The organism is Streptomyces roseofulvus, assembly GCF_039534915.1.
Classification (GTDB): Bacteria; Actinomycetota; Actinomycetes; order Streptomycetales; family Streptomycetaceae; genus Streptomyces; species Streptomyces roseofulvus.
In genome coordinates this window covers 1,323,827-1,350,824 of sequence record NZ_BAAAWE010000001.1, presented here as the reverse complement: position 1 = coordinate 1,350,824, position 26,998 = coordinate 1,323,827, and the positions used below count along the sequence as shown (strand labels likewise).

Annotated in this window: 23 protein-coding genes; 15 read left to right on the top strand and 8 right to left on the bottom strand. The window is 73.7% G+C overall.

Annotated elements, in window-relative coordinates:
* The first annotated feature begins 1 nt into the window (after position 1).
* The 11 genes from ABFY03_RS06155 to ABFY03_RS06105 are packed head-to-tail and all read left to right on the top strand — an operon-like array spanning position 2 to position 10,141.
* Entirely contained in the window at positions 2-808 is an 807-nt protein-coding gene (locus tag ABFY03_RS06155) for an MlaE family ABC transporter permease (RefSeq protein ID WP_346169404.1), read from the top strand.
* Between the two features lies 1 nt (position 809).
* Complete coding sequence (locus ABFY03_RS06150) at positions 810-2,063, top strand: MCE family protein (RefSeq protein ID WP_346169403.1); 1,254 nt, start codon at positions 810-812, stop codon at positions 2,061-2,063.
* A complete protein-coding gene (locus ABFY03_RS06145) occupies positions 2,060-3,094 on the top strand; it encodes an MCE family protein (protein WP_346169402.1) in 1,035 nt (344 codons plus the stop codon). Before ABFY03_RS06150 ends, ABFY03_RS06145 begins: the two co-directional genes overlap by 4 nt.
* Entirely contained in the window at positions 3,091-4,176 is a 1,086-nt protein-coding gene (locus tag ABFY03_RS06140) for an MCE family protein (protein ID WP_346169401.1), read from the top strand. The genes ABFY03_RS06145 and ABFY03_RS06140 overlap by 4 nt, the downstream gene beginning before the upstream one ends.
* Positions 4,173-5,210 (top strand): MCE family protein, encoded by a 1,038-nt coding sequence (locus ABFY03_RS06135; protein WP_319013008.1) that lies wholly within the window; start codon positions 4,173-4,175, stop codon positions 5,208-5,210. Before ABFY03_RS06140 ends, ABFY03_RS06135 begins: the two co-directional genes overlap by 4 nt.
* Positions 5,207-6,442, top strand: a complete 1,236-nt coding sequence (locus tag ABFY03_RS06130) for an MCE family protein (protein WP_319013009.1) — start codon at positions 5,207-5,209, stop codon at positions 6,440-6,442. Before ABFY03_RS06135 ends, ABFY03_RS06130 begins: the two co-directional genes overlap by 4 nt.
* Complete coding sequence (locus ABFY03_RS06125; RefSeq protein WP_346169400.1) at positions 6,439-7,713, top strand: MlaD family protein; 1,275 nt, start codon at positions 6,439-6,441, stop codon at positions 7,711-7,713. The genes ABFY03_RS06130 and ABFY03_RS06125 overlap by 4 nt, the downstream gene beginning before the upstream one ends.
* Positions 7,710-8,219, top strand: coding sequence for a hypothetical protein (locus ABFY03_RS06120; RefSeq protein ID WP_346169399.1), 510 nt, complete (start codon positions 7,710-7,712; stop codon positions 8,217-8,219). The genes ABFY03_RS06125 and ABFY03_RS06120 overlap by 4 nt, the downstream gene beginning before the upstream one ends.
* Positions 8,216-8,800 carry a hypothetical protein gene (locus ABFY03_RS06115; protein ID WP_346169398.1) on the top strand — a complete coding sequence of 195 codons (585 nt, stop codon included), beginning with the start codon at positions 8,216-8,218 and terminating at the stop codon, positions 8,798-8,800. The genes ABFY03_RS06120 and ABFY03_RS06115 overlap by 4 nt, the downstream gene beginning before the upstream one ends.
* Positions 8,801-8,827: 27 nt before the next feature.
* Positions 8,828-9,370, top strand: coding sequence for a nuclear transport factor 2 family protein (locus ABFY03_RS06110; protein WP_319013013.1), 543 nt, complete (start codon positions 8,828-8,830; stop codon positions 9,368-9,370).
* Positions 9,371-9,427: 57 nt separating this feature from the next.
* Complete coding sequence (locus ABFY03_RS06105; RefSeq protein WP_346169397.1) at positions 9,428-10,141, top strand: hypothetical protein; 714 nt, start codon at positions 9,428-9,430, stop codon at positions 10,139-10,141.
* A gap of 5 nt (positions 10,142-10,146) precedes the next feature.
* Here ABFY03_RS06105 and ABFY03_RS06100 read toward each other — a convergent pair whose 3' ends face one another.
* Both ABFY03_RS06100 and ABFY03_RS06095 read right to left on the bottom strand, forming a co-directional pair.
* Positions 10,147-10,938: a putative protein N(5)-glutamine methyltransferase gene (locus ABFY03_RS06100; protein ID WP_346169396.1), complete on the bottom strand. Its 792-nt coding sequence runs from the start codon at positions 10,936-10,938 to the stop codon at positions 10,147-10,149.
* 195 nt (positions 10,939-11,133) lie between these two features.
* Positions 11,134-11,616 (bottom strand): glutathione peroxidase, encoded by a 483-nt coding sequence (locus ABFY03_RS06095; protein ID WP_319013016.1) that lies wholly within the window; start codon positions 11,614-11,616, stop codon positions 11,134-11,136.
* Positions 11,617-11,655: 39 nt separating this feature from the next.
* Between ABFY03_RS06095 and ABFY03_RS06090 the strand changes: the two genes are divergently transcribed.
* Together ABFY03_RS06090 and ABFY03_RS06085 are read left to right on the top strand one after the other, a co-directional pair.
* Positions 11,656-11,871, top strand: coding sequence for a DUF6011 domain-containing protein (locus ABFY03_RS06090; RefSeq protein WP_319013017.1), 216 nt, complete (start codon positions 11,656-11,658; stop codon positions 11,869-11,871).
* A 121-nt stretch (positions 11,872-11,992) separates the two neighbouring features.
* Positions 11,993-13,063 carry an RNA ligase (ATP) gene (locus ABFY03_RS06085; protein ID WP_346169395.1) on the top strand — a complete coding sequence of 357 codons (1,071 nt, stop codon included), beginning with the start codon at positions 11,993-11,995 and terminating at the stop codon, positions 13,061-13,063.
* Positions 13,064-13,067: 4 nt separating this feature from the next.
* Here the strand turns inward: ABFY03_RS06085 and ABFY03_RS06080 are convergent, their stop codons facing one another.
* A complete protein-coding gene (locus ABFY03_RS06080) occupies positions 13,068-13,934 on the bottom strand; it encodes an acyl-CoA thioesterase (protein WP_319013019.1) in 867 nt (288 codons plus the stop codon).
* A 21-nt stretch (positions 13,935-13,955) separates the two neighbouring features.
* Positions 13,956-16,469 carry a DEAD/DEAH box helicase gene (locus ABFY03_RS06075; RefSeq protein ID WP_346169394.1) on the bottom strand — a complete coding sequence of 838 codons (2,514 nt, stop codon included), beginning with the start codon at positions 16,467-16,469 and terminating at the stop codon, positions 13,956-13,958.
* 132 nt (positions 16,470-16,601) lie between these two features.
* Between ABFY03_RS06075 and ABFY03_RS06070 the strand changes: the two genes are divergently transcribed.
* Positions 16,602-17,393 carry a metal-dependent hydrolase gene (locus tag ABFY03_RS06070; RefSeq protein ID WP_319013021.1) on the top strand — a complete coding sequence of 264 codons (792 nt, stop codon included), beginning with the start codon at positions 16,602-16,604 and terminating at the stop codon, positions 17,391-17,393.
* A gap of 133 nt (positions 17,394-17,526) precedes the next feature.
* Here the strand turns inward: ABFY03_RS06070 and ABFY03_RS06065 are convergent, their stop codons facing one another.
* From ABFY03_RS06065 to ABFY03_RS06050, 4 genes are all read right to left on the bottom strand, one after another.
* Positions 17,527-19,308 carry an ABC transporter ATP-binding protein gene (locus ABFY03_RS06065; RefSeq protein ID WP_319013022.1) on the bottom strand — a complete coding sequence of 594 codons (1,782 nt, stop codon included), beginning with the start codon at positions 19,306-19,308 and terminating at the stop codon, positions 17,527-17,529.
* Positions 19,305-21,104 (bottom strand): ABC transporter transmembrane domain-containing protein, encoded by a 1,800-nt coding sequence (locus ABFY03_RS06060; protein ID WP_346169393.1) that lies wholly within the window; start codon positions 21,102-21,104, stop codon positions 19,305-19,307. Before ABFY03_RS06060 ends, ABFY03_RS06065 begins: the two co-directional genes overlap by 4 nt.
* Positions 21,105-21,402: 298 nt before the next feature.
* The gene (locus tag ABFY03_RS06055) at positions 21,403-24,327 is read right to left on the bottom strand and encodes an FAD-binding and (Fe-S)-binding domain-containing protein (protein WP_346169392.1); all 2,925 of its coding nucleotides are present in this window, start codon (positions 24,325-24,327) and stop codon (positions 21,403-21,405) included.
* 34 nt (positions 24,328-24,361) lie between these two features.
* Entirely contained in the window at positions 24,362-24,808 is a 447-nt protein-coding gene (locus ABFY03_RS06050) for a MarR family winged helix-turn-helix transcriptional regulator (protein WP_319013128.1), read from the bottom strand.
* Between the two features lie 113 nt (positions 24,809-24,921).
* Between ABFY03_RS06050 and ABFY03_RS06045 the strand changes: the two genes are divergently transcribed.
* Positions 24,922-26,757: an ABC transporter ATP-binding protein gene (locus tag ABFY03_RS06045; RefSeq protein WP_319013025.1), complete on the top strand. Its 1,836-nt coding sequence runs from the start codon at positions 24,922-24,924 to the stop codon at positions 26,755-26,757.
* Positions 26,758-26,998: the final 241 nt, after the last annotated feature.

Sequence of the window (26,998 nt, the reverse complement as noted above, 5' to 3'; positions counted from 1 at the left end):
GATGGCCTCCCCGTTCGTCTGGCTCGACCGCTCCGGCGACCAGCTCCTGTTCTACGTACGGGCGCTGCTCTGGGTCCCCAGGACCCTGCGCCGCTACCTCAAGGAGGTCCAACGGCTGCTCGCCGAGGTCGCCTTCGGCTCCGGCGGCCTCGGCGTCGTCGGCGGCACCGTCGGCGTGATGATCGCGATGACGCTCTTCACCGGGACCGTCGTCGGACTCCAGGGCCACGCCGCCCTCGACCAGATCGGCACCGCCGCCTTCACCGGCTTCGTCTCCGCCTACTTCAACACCCGTGAGATCGCCCCGCTCGTCGCCGGCCTCGCCCTCTCCGCCACCGTCGGCGCCGGCTTCACCGCCCAGCTCGGCGCCATGCGCATCAACGAGGAGGTCGACGCCCTCGAAGGCATGGGCATCCGCTCCATGCCCTACCTGGTCACCACCCGCATCATCGCGGGCGTCGTCGCCATCGTCCCGCTCTACGCGGTCGGCCTGCTCTCCTCCTACCTGGCCTCCCGCTCCGTCACGGTGCTCTTCAACGGGCAGTCCCAGGGCACCTACGACCACTACTTCGAGCTGTTCCTGTCGCCGACCGACGTCCTGCTCTCCATGCTCAAGGTGCTGATCTTCAGCGTGATGGTGATCGTCGCCCACTGCTACTACGGCTTCCGCGCCTCCGGCGGCCCCGCCGGCGTCGGCATCGCCGTCGGCCGGTCCGTACGCAACGCCATCGTGCTGATCAGCGTCACCGACTTCTTCCTGTCGCTGGCCCTCTGGGGCGCGACCACGACCGTGAAGGTGGCGGGGTGAGATGAACGCTCCACGAGGAGAGACCCTGCGCCGCCGGTCCGCCGGCGTCGTCTTCCTGCTGGTCCCCGCGCTGCTCGCCTGGCTGGCGGTCGCCGTCTACGAGAAGAGGTTCACCGACTCCGACCCCGTCACCGTCGAGACCGGCAGCGTCGGCAACGAGATGCATCTCGGCGCCGAGGTGAAACTGCGCGGCGTCGTCGTCGGCGAGGTCCGCGCCATCGACGCCACCGGCGACGGCGCCCGGCTCACCCTCGCCCTGCACCCGGGCGCCCTCGGCCACGTCCCCTCCGACGTCCGCGCCCAGATGCTGCCGACGACGCTCTTCGGCGAGCGGTTCGTCGCCCTCGTACCCCCCGCGAACCCCTCCCCGGAGCCGCTCGCCCCCGGCGCCGTCATCCCCGAGGACCGCTCCGGCAACGCCGTCGAACTCCAGCAGGTCCTGGACGACGTCCTGCCGCTGCTCACCGCCGTCCAGCCGCAGAAGCTCTCCGCCACCCTGTCGGCCGTCTCCCAGGCCCTCGAAGGACGCGGCGAGAAGCTCGGCGACACCCTCGCCCGGCTCGACGGCCACCTCAAGCGGTTCAACCCCCAACTGCCCGCCCTCACCCGGGATCTGAAACAACTCGTGAAGGTCAGCCACCTCTACGCGGACGCCGCCCCGGACATCCTCACCGCGCTCACCGACTTCACCACCACCAGCGGCACCCTCGCCGAGCAGGAGGCGGCGCTCTCCGGCACCCTCGGCGCCACCACCCGCACCGCCCAGGACCTCACCGCCTTCCTCCGCAAGAACAAGGACACGGTCATCAAGCTCAGCGCGAAGAGCCGGCCCACCCTGGAACTGCTCGCGGAGTACTCCTCGTCCTTCCCCTGCACCCTGCGCACCCTCGCCCAGTTCGTGCCCGCCATGGACAAGGCCCTCGGCAAGGGCACCGACCGGCCCGGGCTGCACGTGGACGTCACCACCGTGCCCTCGCGCGGCGCGTACGTCCCCGGCCGCGACACCCCCCGGTACGGCTCCGGCGGCGGCCCCCGCTGCCACCCGGTGCCCTACCTCGGCGTCCCGGTCGCACCCGCCGCCCGCGCCTCCGCCGTGGCCGACCAGGACCTCGGCCCGGCCAACTCCCCGCAGGAGAACGACCTCGTCACCGAACTCCTCGCCCCCGGCGCGCAGCGGCCGGCCGGGGAGCTGCCGGACTGGAGCAGTCTGCTCGCGGGGCCCGCCTTCCGGGGAGCGGAGGTGACCCTCCGATGAGAAGAGCACCGCTCACCGGCACCGTCCTCAAGTCCCTCGCCTTCGTCCTGGTCACGGCCGTCGCCACCACCGTCCTCGGCTTCAGCATCGCCGACACCGGCGTCGGCTCCGCCACCCGCTCCTACAAGGCGCTGTTCACCGACGTCACCGGGCTCGTCGCCGGCGACTCGGTGCGCATCGCCGGAGTGAAGGTCGGCGAGGTGACCGACGTCCGCGTCGTGGAGCGCCGCACCGCCCAGGTCACCTTCACGGTCCGCGAGGACCGCACCCTGCCCCGCTCCGCCACCGCCGCCGTCAAGTACCTCGACATGGTCGGCCGGCGGTACGTCTCCCTCGGCCGCGGCAGCGGCGACCTGACCGGCGCCCTGGACGACGGCGAGACCATCCCGCTGGACCGCACCACCCCCGCCCTCGACCTCACCCTGCTCTTCAACGGCTTCAAGCCGCTCTTCGAGGGCCTGTCGCCCGCCGACGTCAACGACCTCGCCGGCTCGCTCGTCCAGGTCCTCCAGGGCGAGAGCGGCACCGTCGACAGCCTGCTGCGCCACATCGGCTCCCTCACCCGGACCGTGGCCGCCAAGGACAAGGTCGTCGGCGACGTCGTCACCCACCTCAACACCGTCCTCACCACCCTCAACGACCGCGAGGCCGGCTTCGAGGACCTCGTCGTCACCCTCCAGAAGGTCGTCACCGGCTTCGACACCGACCGGAAACCCCTCGGCGAGGCCGTCCAGGCCATGGGCGACCTGACCACCACCACCGCCGGCCTCTTCCAGGACGCCCGCGCGCCGCTCAAGAAGGACATCGGCGAACTCGGCCGGCTCTCCGGCACCCTCGCCGACCACACGCCCGCCCTCGAACGGTTCCTCGCCCGCACCCCCGACAAGATGACCGCCCTCGCCCGCCTCTCCTCGTACGGCTCCTGGTTCAACCTCTACCTCTGCGAGGCCCGCGTGACCGGCGTGAAGACCTCCGACGGCTCGAAGCCGCCGACCGGCATCGCCGTGACCGAACCGAGGTGCCGCGGATGAGAGCGCCCCTCCGGATCAAGCCCGTCAAGGAACGCAACCCCGTCGCCGTCGCCGTCGTCGGACTCCTCCTCCTCGGCCTCCTCGCCACCCTCGCGTACCACGTCGAACGGCTGCCCCTGGTCGGCGGCGACACCGCCTACAGCGCCGACTTCTCCGAGGCCGCCGGCCTCGGCACCGGCGACGAGGTCCGGATCGCCGGCGTCAAGGTCGGCGAGGTCACCGGCGTCAGCCTCGACGGCCCCAAGGTGAAGGTGACCTTCGAGGTCGGCGACGCCTGGGTCGGCGACCGGTCGACCGCGGCCATCGCCATCAAGACCCTGCTCGGCGAGAAGTACCTGGCCCTCGACCCGCTGGGCACCGCGCGCCAGGACCCCGGGACCCGCATCCCGCTGTCGCGCACCACCTCCCCGTACGACGTGACGCAGGCGTTCCAGGACCTCGGCGGCACCATCGACGACCTCGACACCAAGAAGCTCGCGGAGAGCTTCCGGACCATCTCCGCGACCTTCGAGGACGCCCCGCCGCACGTCCGCAACGCCGTCGACGGCCTCTCCGCCCTGTCCACCACCGTCTCCAAGCGCGACACCGAACTCGCCCGGCTCCTGCGGAACAGCGAGAGGTTCACCAAGACCCTCAAGGAGAAGAAGTCCAGCTTCGAACTCCTCCTGGAGGACGGCGGCTCCCTCCTCGGCGAGCTCAGCAAGCGACGCGACGCCATCCGCGCCCTCCTCAAGGGCAGCCGGGCCCTCGGCACCGAACTCGGCGGCCTCGTCGCCGACAACGACCGGCGGCTCGGCCCGACGCTGAAGGCCCTCGGCAGGGTCACCGACGTCCTGGAGAAGAACGTCGGCCGGCTCGACAAGACGCTCGCCCTCGTCGGCCCCTACTACCGGCTCGTCGGCAACACCCTCGGCAGCGGCCGCTGGTTCGACAGCTACCTCTGCGGCGTGGTGCCCCGCGGCTACCTGCCCGAGGGCTCCCTGCCCACCACCGGCTGCATACCGCCGAAGCAGCAGACGACGCCGAAGCAGAACACGACGCCGAAGCAGAACACGACGGCGAAGGAGAGCGGCGCACGATGACCAGGACCAGAAGACCCCTCGCCGCCGGCCTCACCCTCGCGGTGCTCGCCGCCTGCGGCCTCGTCGCCGTCCGCGCCCTCGACGACGAAGGCATCCGCGTCACCGCCTACTTCGACCGTGCGATCGGCGTCTACGCCGGATCCGACCTGCGCGTCCTCGGCGTCCGCGTCGGGGAGGTCGAGTCCGTGGAGCCCCAGGGCACCCGCGTACGGGTCGATCTCCGCGTCGACGAAGGCGTCCGGATCCCCGCCGACGCCCGCGCCCTCGTCGTCGCCCCCAGCATCGTCGCCGACCGCTACGTCCAGCTCGCCCCCGCCTACACCTCGGGCCCCGCCCTCGACGACGGCGCCGAACTCCCCGCCTCCCGCAACCGCACCCCCGTCGAGATCGACCAGCTCTACGCCTCGATCACCGACCTCAGCCGGGCCCTCGGCCCCGACGGCGCCAACTCCACCGGCGCCCTCTCCGCGCTCCTCGACACCGGCGCGAAGAACCTCAAGGGCAACGGCGCCGCCATCGGCGGCTCCATCGACCGCTTCGGCAAGGCCGCCAAGACCCTCGACGGCAGCAGCGCCGAGCTGTTCGCCACCCTCGGGAACCTGCAGACCTTCACCACCATGCTCAAGGAGAAGGACGGCGACGTCCGCACCGCGCAGGAACGCCTCGACGAGGTCGTCGGCTACTTCGCCGAGAACAAGGACGACCTCGCCGCCGCCCTCAAGGAACTCGGCACGGCCCTCGCCCAGGTCAAGACCTTCATCAAGGACAACCGCGGCGAACTGAAGAAGAACGTCGACCGGCTCGTCCCCCTCACGCGGACCCTCGTCGACCAGCGCGCCTCCCTCGCCGAGGCCCTCGACGTCGCCCCGCTCGCCGCCGGCAACCTCGTGGGCGCCTACGACAAGGACACCCGCACCCTCCACGGCCGGGCCGACCTCAACGAGATCAGCATGGGCGGACCGCTGCTCCCGCTGCCCGTCACCGGAGCCGCCGCCGGCTCCACGCCCACCAGCCCCGCAGAGGAGGACCGGTGAGACGCCCCCGCCTGCCCTCGGCACGCGCCGCCGGCGCCGCGGCCACCGGCGCGGTCGCCCTGGGCCTCGGACTCGCCGTCGCCCTCGGCGCGATCCCCACGCCGTCCGTACGCTTCGACGGCATCGAGGACCTGCCGCTGCCCGGCGGCGCCGACCTCGGCGACCACCCCTACACCGTGACCGCCGAGATCGCCGACGTCCTGAGCCTGGTGCCGCAGGCCGCGGTCAAGGTGAACGACGTCGCCGTCGGCCGCGTCAGCGCCATCGAACTGGACCCGGCGACCTGGTCCGCCCGCGTCACCCTGGAGATCAACGGCGACGTCCGGATGCCCGCCGACGCCGGGGCCCGGGTCGAACAGTCCAGCCTCCTCGGCGAGAAGTACGTCCAGCTCGTCGCCCCGGCCCGGCCGTCCACGACCGCCGTCCGGCAGGCCGCCGCCCGGCCGGACACCGGCGCCCGGCTCACCGACGGCAGCGTCATCCCGCTGGCCCGCACCAGCCGCAACACCGAGGTCGAGGAGGTGTTCGGCGCCCTCTCCCTGCTCCTCAACGGCGGCGGCGTCAACCAGCTCAAGACCATCACCCGCGAACTCAACGCGGCCCTCGGCGGACGCGAACCCCAGGTCCGCTCCATGCTCAGGCGCGTCGACACCCTCGTCACCACCCTGGACGCGCACCGCGGCGACATCACCCGCGCCCTCGACGGCCTCAACCGCCTCTCCACCACCCTCGCCGGCCGCAGGAAGGACGTGGGCACCATCCTCACCGACCTCTCACCCGGCCTGAAGACGCTGGAGAACCAGCGCGGTTCCCTCATCACCATGCTCCGCGCCCTCGACACCCTGTCCGGCGTCGCCGTCTCCACCGTCGAGGCGAGCAGGAAGGACATGGTCGCCGACCTCAAGGCCCTCGCCCCGACCCTGACGGCCCTCGCGGACGCCGGCGCCGACCTTCCCGCGTCGCTCCAGGTCCTGCTGACGTACCCGTTCACCGACGAGGTGATGAAGGGCATCAAGGGCGACTACCTCAACACCTATCTCCACCTCGCGGCCGCACCCGGCACCGAGGTCATCCCGCCGCTCGTGCCCAGGACCGACCCCCCGCCCACCCCCACGCCCACCCCGTCCGAGCCGAACGCGCCCGCCGCGCGCGGCCGGGGCGCCGACCGGGGCACGGACTCGCCCCTGCCGCTGCCGGCCCTCACACCGACCGACGGAGGCGAGCACCGGTGATCACCCGTACCGTACGGCTGAAGAACCTCGCGTTCCTCGTCATCGCCGTCACCGTCCTCGGCTTCGTCGGCGTCCGCTACGCCGACCTCGGCCGCCACGTCGGCGTCGCCGACCACTACACCGTCCGGGTCCACCTCGCCCGCACCGGCGGGCTCTTCCCCCACTCCGACGTCACCTACCGGGGCGTTTCCGTGGGCCGCGTCGGCGCCATCGACCTCACCGCCGACGGCGTCGTCGCGGAACTCCGCATCAAGAAGTCCGCCCCCCGCATCCCCGCCGACGCGCGGGCCGTCGTCGCCGGGCTCTCCGCCGTCGGCGAGCAGTACATCGACCTGCGCCCGGCGAGCGACGGCGGCCCCTTCCTCGCCGACGGCGCCCGCATCGAGCAGTCCGACACCCAGGTGCCGGCCCCCGTCACCGACGTCCTCAGCAGCATGGACGACCTGACCCGCTCCGTCCCCCTGGACTCCCTCCGCACCGTCGTCGACGAGCTGGGCAAGGCGTTCGAGGGACACGGCGACGACCTCCAGGTCCTCCTCGACAGCGGCAGCGCCTTCGTCCAGGCCGCCGACCGGTCCCTGCCGGTCACCACCCGGCTCATCCGGGACGGCGAGACCGTCCTGCGCACCCAGGCCGACGAGAGCCGCGCCATCAGGGACTTCGCCACCGGCGCCCGGGCCCTCGCCACCACCCTCAAGGGCTCCGACGCCGACCTGCGCCGCCTGCTCACCGTCACGCCCGACGCGGCCGGCCAGGTCAGCGGGCTCCTCGACGACCTCGACCCGAGCCTGGGGGTGGTCCTCGCCAACCTCCTCACCACCTCGGAACTCGCCCTCACCCGCCAGCGCGGCATCGAGGAACTCCTCGTGACCTACCCCGCCGCCGTCTCCGCCGGAGCCACCGCCGTCGACGGCGGCCGCCTCCACATCGGCATGGCCGTCACCTTCTTCAAGCCACTGCCCTGCACCGCCGGCTACGGCGCCACCCGCTACCGCAACGGCCTCGACCTCGGCACCGCCCCGCCCCTCAACACCGGTGCGGCCTGCACGAGTTCCGCCGCCTCCGGGATCAACGTGCGCGGCTCCGCGCACGCCCCCAGGGGCGACGCCGCACCCGCCGCCCCCTCCCGCCCCGCCACCGTGCTCCCGCAGGCGCGCATGGCGCCCGGCACCCCGCCGCCGCTGCCTGGCGCCCTCGCGCTCCCCGGCCAGTCCGGCGGCCCCACGGACCTGGCCGGACTCCTCGGCCTCGGCACCGGGAGCGCGCGATGAAGCGGGCCGGGATCCTCTCCGCCGCCGCCCTCGCCGTCGCCCTCGGCTTCTGCGCCACCGGGGCCTGGAGCTACGTCCAGGCCCGCACGGACCAGGAGCTCTCCTTCGGCCGGGAACGCGACACCGCCCTCGCCGAGGGCCGGCAGCGCCTCACCGTCCTGAACACCCTCGACGCCTCCACCCGCGAGCGCGCCGTGGCCGGCATCGCCGCCTGGCGCGACGCCGCCACCGGGCCGCTCGCCACCGAACTCGGCCGCACCGCACCCGCGGTGGGCGCCTCCGCCCGGGCCACCGTCACCGAGGCCGCCCTCACCGCCCTCGACACCCGCGCCGGTACGGCGAAGCTCATCGCGACCGTACGCGTGGACGTCACCCCCCGGGGCTCCGGCGCCCCGACCACCGACCGCAAGCGCCTGGAGGCGGTCCTGAACCGCACCGGCGAGCACACGTGGAGGGTGGCGGCGCTCAGCGCGGTCCCCGTGGCAGAAGCGGAGAAGGCCGAGTGACCGAGCGCGAGCACGAGCCCGAGGCCGGTACCGGGACCGCCACGGAGCCCGAGCCCGGGACCGATCCCGGGACCACCGTCCGCCGGCGGTGGCGCGGGGCGGTCGTCCCCGTCGCCGTCACCGCCCTCCTCCTCGCCGGCGCCGCCTTCTTCCACGGAGCCCACCAGCTCCGCTCCACCCCGTCGGCGCGCAACCAGGCGCTCACCGACACCGCCGCCACCACCCGCGTCGGCGGCGACGTCGGCGAGGGCCTGGCCCGGATCTTCTCCTACACGCCCACCAGTTCCGACGCCGCCGAACGCTCCGCCGGCACCGTCCTCGCCGGCCGGGCCGCCCGCCAGTACCACGACCTGTTCGCCCAGGTCCGCGAGAGCCTGGTCGAACAGCGCCTCACCCTCGCCACCCAGGCCGTCCGCACCGGCGTGATCGAACTCGACGGCGACAGCGCCCGCCTCCTCGTCTTCCTGGACCAGGTGTCGCGCCGGGACAAGGGCGCCGCCACCGCCGCGGCGGCCCAGCTCACCGTCACCGCCCGGTTCCAGGACGGCCGGTGGCGGATCACCGACATCAAGGCCCGCTGACCTCGGGCGGGAGACGGGAGCACCTCCATGACACGCGCGGTCCGCACCCCCGCCGGTGTCCGGCCGGCCCTGGCCGTGGCCCTCGCCCTCACCCTGGCCGCGGGCGGCTTCGCGGCCTGGGGCGGCCAGGGCTGGTACGCCGCGGCCCACGACGACTCCGCCGGCTACGCCGCCGAGCGAGACCGGGCGCTCGCCGCCGGGGAGCAGGCGGTGCAGAACCTCAACACGCTCGACCACCGCCGGGTGGACCAGGGCCTCGACCTCTGGGAGTCCTCCACGACCGGCGAACTGCACGCACAACTCGTCGACGGCCGGGCCGAGTTCGCCGGCCAGGTGAAGGCGGCGAAGACGGTGACCACGGCCCGGGTGCTGTCCGGCGCCGTCACCGAACTCGACGACCGCGCCGGACGGGCCAGGCTGCTGGTCGCCCTCCGGGTCACCGTCACCACGCCGGACGCCAAGAGCACCGAGAAGGACAGCCGCATGCTCGGCGAACTCACCCGCACCGACGGCCAGTGGAAGCTCAGCGGCCTGGGGCAGGCCCCCGTGGGCGGCGCCGCGGCCGGCTGACCGGGCCACGCCGACCGCCCGCGAGAGAGCCGCCAGCACCCGAAAGGACACCGCACCATGCCGACGCCCCGCCACCACCTCAACCAGCAGCGCCGCCGCCGCGCCCGCGCCGAACAGCCGGCCGCCACCACCCCCGTCGCCGTCCTGACCGAGCCCGCGCCGCCGACCGCGCGGCGACCGGCGGCGAAGCCCGTGACGGAAGAGTCCGGGGCCCAGGAGCCGGAAGCCGGCGGCGGGACCCGGCACCGCGCCCCGCTGGTGGTCCTGTGCGTCCTGACCCTGCTGCTCGGCGGGTTCGCCGGGTGGGCGCACAGCAGGGCCGGCGAGCTGCGCGACGATCCCGCGCGCGCCAACACGGCCCTCACCGACCCCGCCCGCACCAGCGAGATCAAGGGGCGGACGGCCGCCGCCGTCGCCGCCCTCTTCTCCTACGACCACACCGACCCGGACGCCTTCACCCGGGCCGGGAAGACCTTCCTCACCGGCAAGGCCGTCGAGCAGCACCGGACGCTCTTCGCCGGGGTACTGGCCCGGGCCGCCGAGCAGAAGTCGGTGATCACGACGACCGTCACCGAGAGCGCCGTCGAGCGGATCGACGGCGACCGCGCCCGGGTCCTGGTCTACGCCGACCAGAGCAGCGTCGCCACCGCCGGGAAGCAGCGGACGAAGGCCCAGGACCAGGGCGTCTACGCGGGCGCGATGTTCGCGGTGGACCTCGTCCGCCGTGACGGGACCTGGCTGGTCGAGTCCCTCGACACCTTCGGCCGCTGAGCCGGCTACGCGACCCGGGTCGCGACGAGCACCGTCGCGTACCGCTCCCCGCACGTCACGATCCGCGCGTCGAGGCCGTGCGCGGAGACCGCCGCCACCGCCGCGCCGGTCTGGCGCTCGCTCGTCTCGACGAGCAGGTGACCGCCCGGCGCCAGCCATGCTGGGGCCTCGGCGGCCACCCGGCGCAGCACGTCGAGGCCGTCCGGGCCGCCGTCGAGCGCGACCAGCGGCTCGTGCTCGCGCGCCTCGGGCGGCAGCAGCCCGACCTCCTCGGTCGGGACGTACGGCACGTTGGCGACCAGCACCTCGACGCGGCCGAGCAGCGCGTCCGGCAGCGGCGCGAAGAGGTCGCCGCCGACGACGTGTCCGCCGCGCGGCTCGATGTTCCGGCGGGCGCAGGCCACCGCGGCGGGGTCGATGTCCGCGGCGTACACGCGCGCGCCGGGCACGGCCGAGAGCAGCACCGCGCCGGCCGCGCCGGAGCCGCAGCACAGGTCGACGCAGAGCGCGCCGGGCCCGGCCAGCGCCACGGCCCGCTCGATCAGGAACTCGGTGCGCCGCCGGGGCACGAAGACGCCGGGGTCCACGGCGATCCGCAGCCCGCCGAACTCGGCCCAGCCGACGACGTGTTCCAGCGGGAGGCCGGCGGCGCGCCGCTCGACGAGGACGTCGAGCTCGGCGGCGTGACGGGCCGCGGAGAAGAGGAGTTCCGCCTCGTCCTCGGCGAACACGCAGCCGGCGGCGCGGAGTCGGGAGACGGTGGTGGAGCGGAGGGAGACAGAGGGGTCGAGCGGCATGAAGACCTTCCGGGAAGCCGTGCGGAGGCCCCCGCGGTCCGCTACGACCGGGTCGGTCGCACGGCCGCCGAGAGGGAGCGTCCTGCCTGCGTGGTGCGGATCGAACCCACCTCCTCCGGTCGCCGTGTGCAGAGCCCGATGATCGTACCCCAGGCCCGGTGCCGGGCGGCCGCCCGGCACCGGAGCGCGCGGGGCTCAGCCGAGCAGCGCCTCGATGGCGGCGACGACCTCGGCGGCCTCCGGCTCGGTGCGCGGACGGAAGCGGGTGACGGTCCCGTCGGCGGAGATCAGGAACTTCTCGAAGTTCCACTGCACGTCGCCGGCCTCGCCGTCGGCGTCCGCCACCCGCGTCAGCTCCGTGTAGAGCGGGTGCCGGCCGTCGCCGTTGACCTCGGTCTTCTCCAGCAGCGGGAAGGTCACGCCGTACGTCGTCGAGCAGAAGCTCTGGATCTCCTCGGCCGTCCCGGGCTCCTGCCCGAGGAACTGGTTGCACGGCACGCCGACGACGGTCAGGCCGCGCTCGCCGTACGTCTTCTGCAGCCGCTCCAGGCCCTCGTACTGCGGGGTGAGGCCGCACTTGGAGGCCACGTTCACCACCAGCACGGCCTTGTCCCGGTAGTCGGCCAGGGAGACCGGCTCGCCGGCCAGGTTCTTCAGCGGGATGTCGTACAGACTCATGGGGGGCTCTCCTCGTCGAGACTAGGGTGTGATGACAACATGAGTGAAGAACCGCTGGCAATCGCGGTCGATTCCGCCTCCGGCGCGTCGCCGCGCCCGGTCCGCTGCCGGCTCTGCGGCCGCCCCCTCACCGGCGCCGACTCCCGCCGCACCGGGCTCGGCCCGACCTGCGACGCCAAACTCCACCCGCCGGCCCCCGACATCCGCACCCGCCGCCACGAGGTGGACCAGGACACCCTCCCCGGTCTGGAGTGACCCCGCCGGGGCGGGCGGCGCGCGACCCTACCAGGCGTCAAAACCGGTGGCCCACGGATTTCGCCGCACGTCAGGGTGGGGCGCGATGAGAACGAGACCCCAGCGACCGGAGTCCTGAACCATGTCCACCCTGCGCGTCACCGCCGAAGTCCTCACCGTCCACCCGCACCCGAACGCCGACGCCCTCGAACTGGCCCAGGTGGGGCTCTACCGGGCCGTCGTCGCCAAGGGCGCCTACCGCACCGGCGACACCGCCGTCTACATCCCGGAGCAGGCCGTGCTGCCCGCCGCCCTCGTCGACGGGCTGGGGCTCACCGGCCGGCTGGCGGGGAAGGAGTCGGACCGGGTGAAGGCGGTGCGGCTGCGCGGGGAGCTGTCGCAGGGGATCGTCTGCCGGCCGGGCGCCCTCGCCGGGGTCGACCTGGAGCGGGCCGCCGCCGACGGCACGGACTTCGCGGAACTGCTCGGGATCACCAAGTGGGTGCCGCCGATCCCGCCGACCATGAGCGGCGACGTCGAGGCCGCGCCCGACCTGCTGCCCTGGGTGGACATCGAGAACCTGCACCGCTACCCCGACGTGTTCGAGCCCGGCGAGCGGGTCGTCCTCACCGAGAAGATCCACGGCACGGCCTGCCTGCTCACCTACGTCGCCGACGGGGGCCGCGTCCACGTCTCGTCCAAGGGCTTCGGCGCCAAGGGGCTCGCCCTCCAGGAAGACCCGCGCAACCTGTACTGGCGCGCGGTCCACGCGCACGGGCTGCCCGCCGTCGCCGAGCGGCTCGCCGCCCGGCTCGGCGCCACCCGCGTCGGCCTCTTCGGGGAGGTGTACGGCTCCGGCGTCCAGGACCTGGCGTACGGCGCCGACGCCCGCCGCGAGGCCGTCGGCTACGCGCTGTTCGACGTGTCCGCCGAGATCGACGGCCAGGTCCGCTGGCTCGACCCGGCGGACGTCCTGGAGCCGGGCGAGGTCCCGCTCGTCCCGCGCCTGTACGAGGGCCCGTACGACCTCGGCACCGTCCTCGCCCACGCGAGCGGCGCCGAGACCGTCTCCGGCCGCTCCGCCCACCTCCGGGAGGGCGTGGTCGTCCGCCCGGCCGTGGAGCGGTACAGCCCCGTCACCGGCGGCCGGGCCGTCGCCAAGGCGGTCAGCCCGGCCTACCTGACCCGCAAGGGCGGCACCGAGTACGAGTGACCCGTCAGCCCAGGGAGCGGAACAGGCCCTCCTGGACCACCGACACGAGCATCCGCCCGTCCCGGTCGTAGATCCGGCCCCGGGCCAGTCCCCGGCCGCCGGTCGCGACCGGGGACTCCTGCTCGTACAGGAACCACTCGTCCGCGCGGAACGGACGGTGGAACCACATCGCGTGGTCCAGCGACGCCATGTCGAAGCCCCGCGGGCCCCACAGCGGTTCGACCGGGATGCGTACGGCATCGAGCAGGGTCATGTCGGAGGCGTACGTCACCGCGCAGGTGTGCACCAGCGGGTCGTCGCCGAGCGGCCCGACGGCCCGCATCCACACCGCGCTGCGCGGGTCGGCGTCCTTGACCTCGTCCTTCGTCCAGCGCAGCCGGTCGACGTACCGGATGTCGAAGGGCTGGCGGCGGGCCATCCGCTCCAGCGCCTCCGGCAGCGCCCCGAGGTGGTCGCGGATCTCGTCCGCCAGCTTCGGCAGGCTCTCCGGGTCCACCAGGTGCCGCGGCGGCAGCTGGTGCTCGAAGCCCGCCTCCTCCGGGAGGTGGAACGAGGCCGTCAGATTGAAGATCGTCCGGCCCTCCTGGACGGCCGTGACGCGGCGGGTCGTGAACGACCGCCCGTCCCGCACCCGCTCCACCTGGTAGACGATCGGCACGCCCGGCCGGCCCGGCCGCAGGAAGTAGGCGTGCAGCGAGTGCACCGGCCGGCCCGCGTCCACGGTTCGGCCGGCCGCGACCAGGGCCTGCCCGGCGACCTGCCCGCCGAAGACCCGTTGCAGCGACTCCTGCGGGCTGCGGCCGCGGAAGATGTTGACCTCGATCTGCTCCAGGTCGAGCAGGTCCACGAGCCTCTCGGCGGGATTGGTCACCACGGAACTCCTCCGACTCCTCTACAGCTGTCCGACCGACGTCACGCGGACGACCGCCCGGCCCTCCTCGTCGGAGGCCGCCAGGTCCACCTCCGCGCTGATACCCCAGTCATGGTCGCCGTTCGGGTCGGCGAAGGTCTGCCGGACGCGCCACAGACCGTGCGCCGGGTCCTCCTCGATGGCGAGCAGCTTCGGGCCGCGCGCGTCCGGACCGGTGCCGAGGTCGTCGTACTCGTCCCAGTACGCGTCCATCGCCTCGCCCCACGCGTCCGCGTCCCAGCCGGACTCGGCGTCCAGCTCGCCCAGCTCGCCGACCTTGTCGAGCGCCGCCAGCTCCACCCGCCGGAACATCGCGTTGCGCACCAGCACCCGGAAGGCGCGGGCGTTCGCCGTGACCGGCTTGACCTGGTCGGCCTTCTCCTGTGCCTCCTCGGCCGTCTGGACCTCCGGGTTGGCCAGCTGCTCCCACTCGTCGAGCAGCGAGGAGTCCACCTGGCGCACCAGCTCGCCCAGCCAGGCGATCAGGTCCTCCAGGTCCTCCGTCTTCAGGTCGTCCGGGATGGTGTGGTCGAGCGCCTTGTACGCGCTCGCCAGGTAGCGCAGCACGATGCCCTCGGTCCGGGCCAGCTCGTAGTGCGAGGTGAACTCGGTGAAGGTCAGGGCCCGTTCGTACATGTCACGGATGACGGACTTCGGCGACACCGGGTGGTCGCCGACCCACGGGTGCGACTTCCGGTACACGTTGTACGCGTGCCAGAGCAGCTCCTCCAGCGGCTTCGGGTACGAGATGTCCTGGAGCCGCTCCATCCGCTCCTCGTACTCGACGCCGTCCGCCTTCATCTGGCCGACGGCCTCGCCGCGCGCCTTGTTCTGCATGGCGGCGAGGATCTGGCGCGGGTCGTCGAGCGTCGACTCGACGACCGAGACCATGTCGAGCGCGTACGACGGCCACTCGGGGTCGAGCAGGTCGAAGGCGGCCAGCGCGAAGGTGGACAGCGGCTGGTTCAGCGCGAAGTCCTGCTGGAGGTCGACGGTCAGCCGGATCGTGCGGCCCTCGGCGTCCGGCGTGTCCAGCTGCTCCACCACGCCGCCGTCGAGCAGCGAGCGGTAGATCGCGATGGCCCGGCGGATGTGCTTCAGCTGGTTCCGGCGCGGCTCGTGGTTGTCCTCCAGGAGCTTGCGCATCGCCTCGAAGGCGTTGCCCGGACGGGCGATCACCGACAGCAGCATGGTGTGGGTGACCTTGAAGCGGGAGGTCAGCGGCTCCGGCTCGGCGGTCTGAAGCCTCTCGAAGGTGGTGTCGCTCCAGGCGACGAAGCCCTCCGGGGCCTTCTTGCGGACCACCTTGCGGCGCTTCTTCGGGTCGTCGCCGGCCTTGGCGAGGGCCTTCTCGTTCTCGATGACGTGCTCGGGGGCCTGCGCCACCACGAAGCCGGCGGTGTCGAAGCCGGCCCGGCCGGCCCGGCCCGCGATCTGGTGGAACTCGCGGGCCCGCAGCGTGCGCACCCGGTTGCCGTCGTACTTGGTGAGGGCGGTGAAGAGCACCGTGCGGATCGGCACGTTCACGCCGACGCCCAGGGTGTCCGTCCCGCAGATCACCTTCAGCAGACCCGCCTGCGCCAGCTTCTCCACGAGCCGCCGGTACTTCGGCAGCATGCCGGCGTGGTGCACGCCGATGCCGTGCCGGACGTACCGCGAGAGGTTCTGGCCGAACTTGGTGGTGAAGCGGAAGTTGCCGATCAGCTCGGCGATCCTGTCCTTCTCCTCGCGCGTGCACATGTTGATGCTCATCAGCGACTGCGCGCGCTCGACCGCCTGCGCCTGCGTGAAGTGCACGATGTACACCGGCGCCTGCTTCGTCTCCAGGAGCTCGGTCAGCGTGTCCGTGATGGGCGTCAGCCGGTACTCGTACGAGAGCGGCACCGGCCGGGTCGCCGAGCGGACCACGGAGGTCGGCCGGCCCGTGCGCCGGGTCAGGTCCTTCTCGAACATCGACACGTCGCCGAGCGTCGCCGACATCAGGACGAACTGCGCCTGCGGCAGTTCGAGCAGCGGGATCTGCCAGGCCCAGCCGCGGTCCGCCTCGGCGTAGAAGTGGAACTCGTCCATCACGACCTGGCCGATGTCGGCGTCCTTGCCGTCCCGCAGCGCGATCGAGGCCAGCACCTCCGCCGTGCAGCAGATGACGGGCGCGTCCGCGTTCACCGACGCGTCGCCGGTCAGCATGCCGACGTTCTCGGTGCCGAAGATCTTGCACAGGTCGAAGAACTTCTCCGACACCAGCGCCTTGATCGGCGCCGTGTAGAAGGTGACCTGGTCGTTGGCGAGCGCCGTGAAGTGCGCCCCGGCCGCCACCAGCGACTTCCCGGACCCCGTCGGGGTCGACAGGATCACGTTCGCCCCGGAGACCACCTCGATCAGGGCCTCCTCCTGCGCCGGGTAGAGCGAGATGCCGCGCTCCTCGGCCCAGGCGGAGAAGGCCTCGAAGAGGGCATCGGGGTCGGCGGTCGGCGGCAGCTGATCGATAAGGGTCACGTCCCCATCTTGCCTGCATTCCGCCCGGATGAGGGAACCGGCCGTCGAACGTGAAGATCACGACCGATAGGCTGCTCCGTCGACCGGTCGTCAACTCGGCGCCGGCAGGGGAGAAACGGGGCGACACCGACCATGATGGGACCGGCGCACTCGCTGTCCGGAGCGGCGGCCTGGCTGGGCGTGGGAGCCGCCGCGGCCGCCTTCGACCACCCGATGCCCTGGCCGGTGCTGCTCGCCGGCGCCCTGCTGTGCGCGGGCGCGGCCCTCGCCCCCGACCTGGACCACAAGTCGGCCACCATCTCGCGCGCCTTCGGCCCCGTCTCCCGGGGCCTGTGCGAGATCGTCGACAAGCTCTCGTACGCCGTCTACAAGGCGACCCGCAGCCCCCAGGACCCGCGCCGCTCCGGCGGCCACCGGACACTCACCCACACCTGGCTGTGGGCCGTCCTGATCGGGGGCGGCTGCTCGGCCGCGGCCGTCACCGGAGGCCGGTGGGCCGTCCTCGCCATCCTCTTCGTCCACCTCGTGCTCGCCGTCGAGGGCCTGCTGTGGCGGGCCGCCCGGATGTCCAGCGACGTGCTGGTCTGGCTGCTCGGCGCCACCAGCGCCTGGATCCTCGCCGGCGTCCTCGACCAGCCGGGCAACGGCTCGGACTGGCTCTTCACCGGCCCCGGCCAGGAGTACCTGTGGCTGGGCCTCCCGATCGTCCTCGGCGCCCTCGTCCACGACATCGGCGACGCGCTCACCGTCTCCGGCTGCCCGATCCTCTGGCCCATCCCCATCGCCCGCAAGCGCTGGTACCCGATCGGCCCGCCGAAGGGCATGCGCTTCCGGGCCGGCAGCTGGGTGGAGCTGAAGGTCCTCATGCCGGCCTTCATGGTGCTCGGCGGCGTCGGCGGAGCCTCCGCCCTCGGCTTCCTCTGAGGCCGGCTCTTTCGGATCGTGCCGGGCTGGCGGCGTCTGGCCTGATCCAGAAGAGACGGCCTAGCCCGGTCCTCCGTACAGAGGGGCCGCACCGGACACTTCGGTGCGGCCCCTCTGGGCGTTCTCCCGCTCCCTAGCCGTGCCAGGAGCGCCACAGCGCCGCGTACGCGCCGTCGGCGGCGACCAGCTCGTGGTGACTGCCCAGCTCGCTGATCCGGCCGTCCTCGACCACCGCGATCAGGTCGGCGTCATGGGCGGTGTGCAGCCGGTGGGCGATCGCCACCACCGTCCGCCCGTCCAGGACCCGGCCGAGCGAGCGCTCCAGATGACGGGCCGCCCGCGGGTCGAGCAGCGAGGTCGCCTCGTCCAGCACCAGCGTGTGCGGATCGGCCAGGACCAGCCGGGCCAGCGCGATCTGCTGGGCCTGCGCCGGGGTCAGCGCCCGGCCGCCGGAGCCGACCTCGGTGTCCAGGCCCGCGTCGAGCCCGCGCGCCCAGCCCTCCGCGTCCACCGCCGCCAGCGCCGACCACAGCTCCGGGTCCCCGGCCCCCGGCCGGGCCAGCAGCAGGTTGTCGCGGAGGGTGCCGACGAAGACGTGGTGCTCCTGGTTGACCAGCGCCACGTGCTCGCGGACCCGCTCGGCCGGCATCCGGGCCAGCTCGGCCCCGCCGAGCGTGACCGCCCCGGCACGCGGACCGTAGATCCCCGCGAGGAGCCGGCCCAGCGTCGACTTGCCCGCCCCGGACGGGCCGACCAGGGCGAGCCGCGTGCCCGGCGCCACCGCGAGCGACACGTCGTGCAGCACGTCCACGCCCTCCCGGTACCCGAAGCGCACCCCGGCCGCCTCGACGTCCCGCCCGTCGGGCCGCACCGACCCGTCGCCGGGCTCGGGCTCGATGTCCCGCACGCCCACCAGCCGGGCCAGCGACACCTGCGCCACCTGGAGCTCGTCGTACCAGCGCAGCACGATCCCGACCGGGTCCACCAGCATCTGCGCCAGCAGCGCGCCCGTCGTCAGCTGCCCGACGTCCATCCAGCCGCGCAGGACGCAGAACCCGCCGATGGCGAGGACCCCGCAGAGCACCGCCGTGTGCGTCAGGTTGACGATCGGGAAGAGCACCGCCCGCAGATAGAGCGTGTACCGCTCCCACCGCGTCCACTCGTGGATCCGCCGGTCGGAGAGCGCCACCCGGCGCGCGCCGAGCCGGTGCGCCTCGACCGTGCGGCCCGCGTCGACGGTCTCGGCGAGCGCGGCCGCCACCGCCGCGTACCCGGCGGCCTCGGAACGGTAGGCCGAGGGCGCCCGCCGGAAGTACCAGCGGCAGCCGGCGATCAGCAGCGGCGCGGCGATCACCACGGCCAGGGCGAGCGGCGGCGCCGTGACGGCGAGCCCGCCGACCAGCAGCCCGGCCCACACCACGCCGATGACGAGTTGCGGCACGGCCTCCCGCATCGCGTTGGCCAGCCGGTCCACGTCGGTGGTGATGCGGGAGAGCAGGTCGCCGGTGCCCGCCCGTTCCAGGACGCCCGGCGGCAGGCCGACCGCGCGGACCAGGAAGTCCTCCCTCAGGTCGGCCAGCATCTCCTCGCCGAGCATCGCCCCGCGCAGCCGGACCAGCCGCACGAACACCGTCTGCACCACCAGCGCCAGGGCGAACACCGCCACCGCGCGCCCCAGGTGGAGCTCCCGGGCGCCGTCGGCGAGGCGGTTCACCACCTGCCCGAGGACGTACGGCCCCGCCATCGACGAGGTCACGGCGACCGCGTTCACGCCGACGAGCAGCGCGAACGCCGTGCGGTGCCGGCGCAGCAGTCCGGCGACGTAGGCCCGCACGGTCGCGCCGGCGGCGACGGGCAGGGTGGTGGCGGTCGTGGGGGCCGCCGGGTCGTACGCGGGCGGCGCCAGGCCGATCATGCGGTTTCCCCTTCCCGTGCTTCGTGTCCGGCGGCCGTCGCCGCGGCGAGCTCGTCGTCCGTCTCCCGGGTGACGACCGCCCGGTAGCGCGGTTCGTCCGCCAGCAGCTCGCGGTGGGTGCCGTGGGCGACGGCCCGGCCCTCGTGGAGCAGGACCACCCGGTCGGCCAGGTCGAGGAGCAGCGGCGACGAGGCGAGGACGACGGTGGTCGCGCCCGCGCGCAGCTTGCGCACGCCGGCCGCGACCCGGGCCTCGGTGTGCGAGTCGACCGCCGAGGTCGGCTCGTCGAGGACCAGCACCTCCGGGTCGGTCACCAGGGACCGGGCGAGCGCGAGGCGCTGGCGCTGGCCCCCGGAGAGCGAGCGGCCCCGCTCGGTGATCCGGGTCCGCATCGGGTCGCCGCCGGCGTCCACCGACGCCTGCGCGAGCGCGTCGAGCACGTCCCCGCACTGGGCGGCGGCGAGCGCGTCCGCCGCGCGGACCGCGCCGGACGACGGCACGTCGAGCAGCTCGTGGAGGGTGCCCGACAGCAGCACCGGCTCCTTGTCCTGGACGAGGACGGCCGTCCGCGCCGCGTCCAGCGACAGCTCGTCCAGCGGCACCCCGCCGAGCCGTACGGAGACGTGGTCGTCGTCCGGCTCGGCCGGGTGCCCGCCGAGCCGGTCCGCGAGCCGTCCGGCCGTGTCCGGGTCGCCGCACACCACGGCGGTCAGCAGCCCGGCGGGGGCGATGAGCCCGGTCACCGGGTCGTACAGGTCGCCGGACGCCCTCCGGTCCGGGGCGTCCCCGGCCGGCTCGGTCACCCGGGTCAGCGCGAGCACGCGGGCCGCGCGCTTCGCCGACGGCCGGGAGAAGGCGTACGCCATGGCGATCTCCTCCACGTTCCGCAGCGGATGGTGGGTGAGCGCGACCGCGCCGTAGACCGTGACCAGCGCGCCGACCGAGATGCGGCCGTCGAGCGCGAGGCCCGCCCCGTACACCACCACGGCGATGAGCAGCAGCCCCGGAAGGAGCACCTGGACGGCGGCGATCAGCGCCCACATGCGGGCACTGCGCACGGCCGCCCGGCGGACCTCCTGGGAGGCGGCCCGGTAGCGGCCGAGGAACAGCTCCTCGCCGCCGATGCCGCGCAGCACGCGCAGTCCGGCGACCGTGTCGGAGGCGAGTTCGGTGGCCTTGCCGGCCTTCTCGCGCTGCTCGTCGGCCCGCCGGGTCGCCCGCGGCAGCAGCGGCAGCGCCGCGAGGGCGAGCGCCGGGACGCCGACCGCGACGACGACGCCGAGCGCCGGCTCGTACGCGACCAGGCCGACGCAGACGACCAGCAGGGTGAGGACGGCGGCGGCGAAGCGGGAGAACGCCTCCACGAACCAGCCGATCTTCTCGACGTCGCCCGTGGAGACGGCGACGACCTCTCCGGCGGCGACCCGCCGGGTCAGCAGCGAGCCGAGTTCGGCGGTCCTGCGGGCCAGCAGCTGCTGGACCCGCGCGGCGGCGGTGATCCAGTTGGTGACGGCGGTGCGGTGCAGCATCGTGTCGCCGACGGCGATCCCGGCGCCGAGCACCGCGACCCCCCCGCAGCCGAGCGCGAGCCCGCCGCCGTCCCGGTCGACGACCGCCTGCACGGCGAGGCCGACGCCGACCGGCAGCCCGGCGATGCACAGCTGGAGCAGCAGCCCCCACAGCAGCGACCGCACCTGACCGCCGAGCTGCATCCGCGCGAGCCAGATCAGGAACCGGGAGCCCGACCGGACGTCGGGCACCCCCGGGTCGGCGTAGGGGAGTTGATGGATCTGCATGACGTCCCCAGGGATGCTCGGGGGCGGACAGGGGGGAGCCGGGCGCACGCGGGCGTGGCTCGGCCGGGGTCCCGGTGAGGGACCCCATGGGTACGGACCCCGAGGTGCGGGATCCGTGCCAGGTTGACCCCCGGCCGCGTCGGGCGGCAACGGCTTTTCCGGCTGCGGCGGTACGCGTCCGGCCGCGCGGCGGGCGTACGGCGCCTGTCGGGCGCCCTGTGCGGGGTTCCCGACGCGCGCACCCCCCCGACGGGTGGTTCACCCGTCGGGGGGTGCGGTTTCCGGACAGCGGAAGGGGTCAGGGGCGGGTGGCCCGTTCCAGAGCGAGGAGGGCGGAGGCGTAGCGGCGGCCGGTGGCGCGGTCCATGCCGATCTCGCACATCCGGTTGGCGGAGAGGTGGGCGTCGAAGGGACGGGCGGTGACCTCCGCGGCCTCCCGGGCGGTGGCGGAGGCGGTCAGTTCGGGGTGGAGCATGCCCCGGTCGCCGGCGAAGGCGCAGCAGCCGGCGTCGACCGGCACGACGACCTCCTCGGCGCAGAACGCCGCGATCTCGGTGAGCCGGTCCGCGTCGCCGAGGTGCCGCATCGAGCAGGTGGGGTGCACCACCGCCGAGCCGACCCGGCGGCGGGCCTCCAGCCGGGGGAGGAGTTCGTCGGCGGCCCACACCAGGGAGTCCACGACGGTCAGTTCGGCGTGCAGCGCGCGGTTGTCGTCGGTGAGGTGGGGGACGACCTCGTGGGCGATGCCGAGGGTGCACGAGGAGGCGTCCACGACCAGCGGGAGCCGGCCGCCCGCGGTCCAGCCCCAGGCGGCCTCGACGATCCGGTTGGCCATCACCTCGTTGCCCTCCCGGTACCCCTTGGAGTGCCAGATGGTGGCGCAGCAGGTGCCGGCGACGTCGTCGGGGATCCACACGGGCCGGCCGGCCCGGGCCGAGACGGTGACGACGGCCTCGGGCAGGGAGGGGCCGTCGAGGTCGTCGGGGTCGCCGAAGATGCGGTTGACGCAGGCCGGGTAGTAGACGGCGGCGGCAGCCGGGCGGTGGGTGCGGGGCAGCCGCCGCGCCGCCGCGCCCGGGATCTCGGGCAGCCACTCCGGCACGAGGTCGGGCCGGACCGCCTTGCGGGCCAGGCCGGTCACCCGTTCCAGGAAGCCGTCGCCCATTCGGTCGGCGGCGCCCACGGCGAGCCGCGCGGTGCCCTCCACGGCGCGGAAGTGCCGGGCGGCGAGGGCGGCGATCCGCTCCTCCCGGGGCGAGTGCCGGGCGTGCCGGAAGTCCTTCATCAGCGCGCCGGTGTCGATGCCGACGGGGCAGGCCAGCGCGCAGGTGGAGTCGCCGGCGCAGGTGTCGACGGCGTCGTAGCCGTACGCCTCCAGGAGCCGCTGCTCGACGGGGGAGCCGTCGGCCTGCCGCAGCATCTCCCGGCGCAGCACGATCCGCTGGCGCGGGGTGGTCGTCAGGTCGTGGCTGGGGCAGGTCGGTTCGCAGAAGCCGCACTCGATGCAGGGGTCGGCGATCCGCTCGACGGTCGGGATCGTCTTCAGTCCGCGCAGATGGGCCTGGGGGTCGCGGTCGAGGACGATCCGCGGGGCCAGGAGCCCGTCCGGGTCGACGAGTTCCTTGGTCCGCCACATCAGGTCGGTCGCCTTGGGTCCCCATTCCAGCTCCAGGAAGGGGGCGATGTTGCGCCCGGTGGCGTGTTCGGCCTTGAGGGAGCCGTCGAAGCGTTCGACGGTGAGCTTGCAGAAGTCGTCCATGAAGGAGGCGTACCGCTCGACGTCGGCCGGGTCGGCGGCGTCGAAGGCGAGGAGGAAGTGCAGGTTGCCGTGGGCGGCGTGGCCGGCGACGGCCGCGTCGAAGCCGTGCCGGGCCTGGAGGTCGAGCAGTTCCGCGCACGCCTCGGCGAGCCGGGACGGCGGCACCGCGAAGTCCTCGGTGATCAGGGTCGTACCGGAGGGGCGGGAGCCGCCGACGGCGGTCACGAACGCCTTGCGGGCCTTCCAGTGGCGGCCGATGACGGCGGCGTCGCGGGTGAAGGCGTTGTCGACCGACGGGACCGGGGCCACCAGGTCGAGCCCGGCCAGCACCTCGCCCGCCGCCCGCTCGTACGCGGCGAGCGCGGGCTCGTCCGGGGCCCGGAACTCGACGAGCAGCGCCGTGGTGTCCTGGGGCAGCTCCGCCCAGTCGGCCGGGACGCCGGGCACGCTGACCGAGGCCCGCAGGGTGTTGCCGTCCATCAGCTCGACGGCGAGCGCCCCCGCCTCGTTGAAGCGGGGGACGGCGGCCGCGGCGGCGGGCAGGGAGGGGAAGAAGAGCAGGGCCGTGGAGACCAGCCGGTCGAGCGGGAGGGTGTCGAAGACGATCTCGGAGAGGAAGCCGAGGGTGCCCTCGGAGCCGACCATGAGACCGCGCAGGATCTGCACCGGGGTGGCGCCGTCCAGGAAGGCGTCGAGCCGGTAGCCGTTGGTGTTCTTGATCTCGTACTTGGCGCGGATCCGGGCCGTGAGCTCCGGGTCGGCCTCGATCTCGGCCTTGAGGGCGAGCAGCCCCGCGCAGAGGCGGGGCTCGGCGCGGGCCAGCTCCTCGTCGGCGGCCGGGTCGGCGGTGTCGACGACGGTGCCGCTCGGCAGCACGAAGGTCAGTGAGGAGACCGTCCGGTAGGAGTTCCGGGTGGTGCCGGCGGTCATGCCGGAGGCGTTGTTGGCGACCACCCCGCCGAGGGTGCAGGCGACCGCGCTGGCCGGGTCGGGGCCGAGCACCCGGCCGTACGGGGCGAGGGCCGCGTTGGCCCGGACGACGGTGGTGCCGGGGCGGATCCGGGCGCGGGCGCCGCCGTCCAGGACCTCGACGCCCACCCAGTGGCGGCGGACGTCGACGAGGATGTCCTCGCCCTGCGCCTGGCCGTTGAGGCTGGTCCCGGCGGCCCGGAAGACGACCTCGCGGCCCTTGCCGTGGGCGTAGGACAGCACGGCCGAGACGTCGTCGACGTCCTCGGCGACGACCACCACCTGCGGCAGGAACCGGTAGGGGCTGGCGTCGGAGGCGTACCGCACCAGGTCGGAGACGTGCGAGAGCACCTTCTCCGGCCCGACCAGCGCCGCGAGGTCCTCGCGCAGCCGCCGCGGGGTGCCCCGCGCCTGGAGGTCCGGGACCCGGTCGGGAGCCGGGGTCCGCTTCCGTCCCGGGCGGAGGGCGCGCGGGTTCGGTTCCAGCAGCGGCATGGCACGGCTCCCCTCGGCGCGGGCGCCGGCGGCGTCAGCAGCCGCTCTCCGGGACGGGCCCGGCCAGGGCGGTCAGCAGACCTCCGAGCACCTCGCGCTGTTCGACGGTCAATGGAGCCAGGATGTCCTCTGCGGCGGCCCGGCGCGCGCTGCGCAGTTCCCGCAGCGTGGCGCGGCCCTCGTCGGTGAGCTCGATCCGGATCACCCGGCGGTTGCTCGGATCGGGCACCCTGCGCACCCGCCCGGCCGCCTCCAGGCCGTCGACCAGGGTGGTCACGGCGCGGGGGACCACTTCGAGGCGGGCGGCGAGGTCGGCCATCCGCGGCGGGGCGTCGCCGTAGTGCGCGACCGTCCGCAGCAGCCGGGACTGGGCCGGGGTGATGCCGACCGGCTCCAGGTGGCGCTTCTGGATGCGGTGGAGCCGGCGGGTGAGCCGGAGCAGCTGCTCGGCGAGGAGCCCGTCGGGGTCGGGGGCGGACACGGCGGGGGTGTTCATGCGGGAACGATATCAGGACCATGCTCATTGTGAACATAGGTAAGAGTGAGCTACAGTCCGAAGTGCACTCGCCTGTACGCGCACCCTCGAAGGAGCCCATGCGTCCCCACGACGAGTCCACCTGGACACCCCCGCCGCGCGATCCCGCGCAGCCGAAGGAGCCCGCCCAGCTGCGGCGCATCCTCGGCCTCTTCCGCCCCTACCGGGCCCGCCTCGGGCTCGTCGGCCTCCTGGTCGCCGCCGCCTCGCTGGTGTCGGTCGCCTCTCCGTTCCTCCTCAAGGAGATCCTCGACACCGCGATCCCCGAGGGGCGCACCGGGCTGCTCAGCCTGCTCGCCCTCGGCATGATCGCCACCGCCGTGCTGACCGGCGTCTTCGGCGTGCTCCAGACGCTGATCTCCACCACGGTCGGCCAGCGCGTCATGCACGACCTGCGCACCGCCGTGTACGGCCGGCTCCAGCGGATGCCGCTGGCCTTCTTCACCCGGACCAGGACCGGCGAGGTCCAGTCCCGGATCGCCAACGACATCGGCGGCATGCAGGCCACCGTCACCTCCACGGCGACCTCGCTGGTCTCCAACCTCACGGCGGTCGTCGCCACCGTCGTCGCGATGCTCGCCCTCGACTGGCGGCTCACCGTCTTCTCGCTGCTGCTGCTCCCGGTCTTCGTGTGGATCAGCCGGCGGGTCGGCGACGAGCGCAAGCGGATCACCACCCAGCGGCAGAAGCAGATGGCCGCGATGGCGGCGACCGTCACCGAGTCGCTCTCCGTCAGCGGCATCCTGCTCGGCCGCACCATGGGCCGCGCCGACTCGCTGACCGAGTCCTTCGCCCGGGAGTCCGAGCGCCTCGTCGACCTCGAAGTGCGCTCCTCCATGGCCGGGCGCTGGCGGATGTCCGTCATCGGGATCGTCATGGCCGCCATGCCCGCCCTGCTGTACTGGGCGGCCGGCTTCGCCGTGCAGGCCGGCGGCGCCGCGCTATCGCTGGGCACCCTGGTCGCCTTCGTCTCGCTCCAGCAGGGACTCTTCCGGCCCACCGTGAGCCTGCTCTCCACCGGTGTCCAGATCCAGACCTCGCTCGCGCTCTTCCAGCGCATCTTCGAGTACCTCGACCTCCCGGTGGACATCACCGAGCCCGACGAGCCCGTCCGCATCGGCGCCGTCCGCGGCGAGATCGGCTTCGAGGGGGTCGGCTTCCACTACGACCCCGAGCGGGCCGGCCGTCCCACCCTCGACTCCATCGACCTGACCGTGCCCGCCGGCGGCAGCCTCGCCGTCGTCGGCCCCACCGGCTCCGGCAAGTCCACGCTCAGCTACCTGGTGCCGCGGCTCTACGACGTGACCGAGGGCCGGGTCACGCTGGACGGCGTCGACGTCCGCGACCTCTCCTTCGACACCCTCGCCGGCGCGATCGGGGTCGTCTCCCAGGAGACGTACCTCTTCCACGCCTCCGTCGCGGACAACCTGCGCTTCGCCCGGCCCGACGCCACCGACGCGGAGATCGAGGCCGCCGCCCGGGCCGCCCAGATCCACGACCACATCGCCTCGCTGCCCGACGGCTACGACACCCTGGTCGGCGAGCGGGGCTACCGCTTCTCCGGCGGCGAGAAGCAGCGCCTGGCCATCGCCCGCACGATCCTGCGCGACCCGCCGGTGCTCATCCTCGACGAGGCGACCAGCGCCCTCGACACCCGCACCGAGCACGCGGTCCAGCAGGCCATCGACGCCCTCTCCGCCGGCCGCACCACGATCACCATCGCCCACCGCCTCTCCACCGTCCGCGACGCCGACCGGATCGTCGTCCTGGAGGCGGGGCGGATCGCGGAGAGCGGCACCCACGAGGAGCTGATGGCCGCGGACGGCGCGTACGCCGCGCTGGTGCGCCGCGACGAACAGGCGAACGTGGGAGCGGTTGTTCCCACGAACGTGTGATCGTCTCCGGATTCGTTGCCCAACTCCCGTACGGCGTCGGATGATTACGGTGCGCAAGCGACGGGCTGCAGACCGCGACCGCGCTGTCCCATGAAACATCTGTACGAGGAGAAGCACCACCATGAACGTCATCACCAACCTGCTCGCCGGCGTCGTCCACTTCCTGGGCTGGCTCGTCTGACGCTCGCAGGTCCCGGCGCCGTCGGTTCCCCGTCCCAGGGGACCGGCGGCGCCGCCGTGT

Excerpts from the sequence above, each read along its gene's own strand:
- ABFY03_RS06045 (WP_319013025.1), top strand. The coding sequence starts at position 24,922 with ATGCGTCCCCACGACGAGTCCACCTGGACACCCCCGCCGCGCGATCCC.
- ABFY03_RS06060 (WP_346169393.1), bottom strand. The coding sequence starts at position 21,104 with ATGCAGATCCATCAACTCCCCTACGCCGACCCGGGGGTGCCCGACGTC.
- ABFY03_RS06105 (WP_346169397.1), top strand. The coding sequence starts at position 9,428 with ATGCCGACGCCCCGCCACCACCTCAACCAGCAGCGCCGCCGCCGCGCC.
- ABFY03_RS06145 (WP_346169402.1), top strand. The coding sequence starts at position 2,060 with ATGAGAAGAGCACCGCTCACCGGCACCGTCCTCAAGTCCCTCGCCTTC.
- ABFY03_RS06110 (WP_319013013.1), top strand. The coding sequence starts at position 8,828 with ATGACACGCGCGGTCCGCACCCCCGCCGGTGTCCGGCCGGCCCTGGCC.
- ABFY03_RS06070 (WP_319013021.1), top strand. The coding sequence starts at position 16,602 with ATGATGGGACCGGCGCACTCGCTGTCCGGAGCGGCGGCCTGGCTGGGC.
- ABFY03_RS06100 (WP_346169396.1), bottom strand. The coding sequence starts at position 10,938 with ATGCCGCTCGACCCCTCTGTCTCCCTCCGCTCCACCACCGTCTCCCGA.
- ABFY03_RS06140 (WP_346169401.1), top strand. The coding sequence starts at position 3,091 with ATGAGAGCGCCCCTCCGGATCAAGCCCGTCAAGGAACGCAACCCCGTC.
- ABFY03_RS06085 (WP_346169395.1), top strand. The coding sequence starts at position 11,993 with ATGTCCACCCTGCGCGTCACCGCCGAAGTCCTCACCGTCCACCCGCAC.
- ABFY03_RS06155 (WP_346169404.1), top strand. The coding sequence starts at position 2 with ATGGCCTCCCCGTTCGTCTGGCTCGACCGCTCCGGCGACCAGCTCCTG.
- ABFY03_RS06120 (WP_346169399.1), top strand. The coding sequence starts at position 7,710 with ATGAAGCGGGCCGGGATCCTCTCCGCCGCCGCCCTCGCCGTCGCCCTC.
- ABFY03_RS06150 (WP_346169403.1), top strand. The coding sequence starts at position 810 with ATGAACGCTCCACGAGGAGAGACCCTGCGCCGCCGGTCCGCCGGCGTC.
- ABFY03_RS06090 (WP_319013017.1), top strand. The coding sequence starts at position 11,656 with ATGAGTGAAGAACCGCTGGCAATCGCGGTCGATTCCGCCTCCGGCGCG.
- ABFY03_RS06135 (WP_319013008.1), top strand. The coding sequence starts at position 4,173 with ATGACCAGGACCAGAAGACCCCTCGCCGCCGGCCTCACCCTCGCGGTG.
- ABFY03_RS06055 (WP_346169392.1), bottom strand. The coding sequence starts at position 24,327 with ATGCCGCTGCTGGAACCGAACCCGCGCGCCCTCCGCCCGGGACGGAAG.
- ABFY03_RS06095 (WP_319013016.1), bottom strand. The coding sequence starts at position 11,616 with ATGAGTCTGTACGACATCCCGCTGAAGAACCTGGCCGGCGAGCCGGTC.
- ABFY03_RS06065 (WP_319013022.1), bottom strand. The coding sequence starts at position 19,308 with ATGATCGGCCTGGCGCCGCCCGCGTACGACCCGGCGGCCCCCACGACC.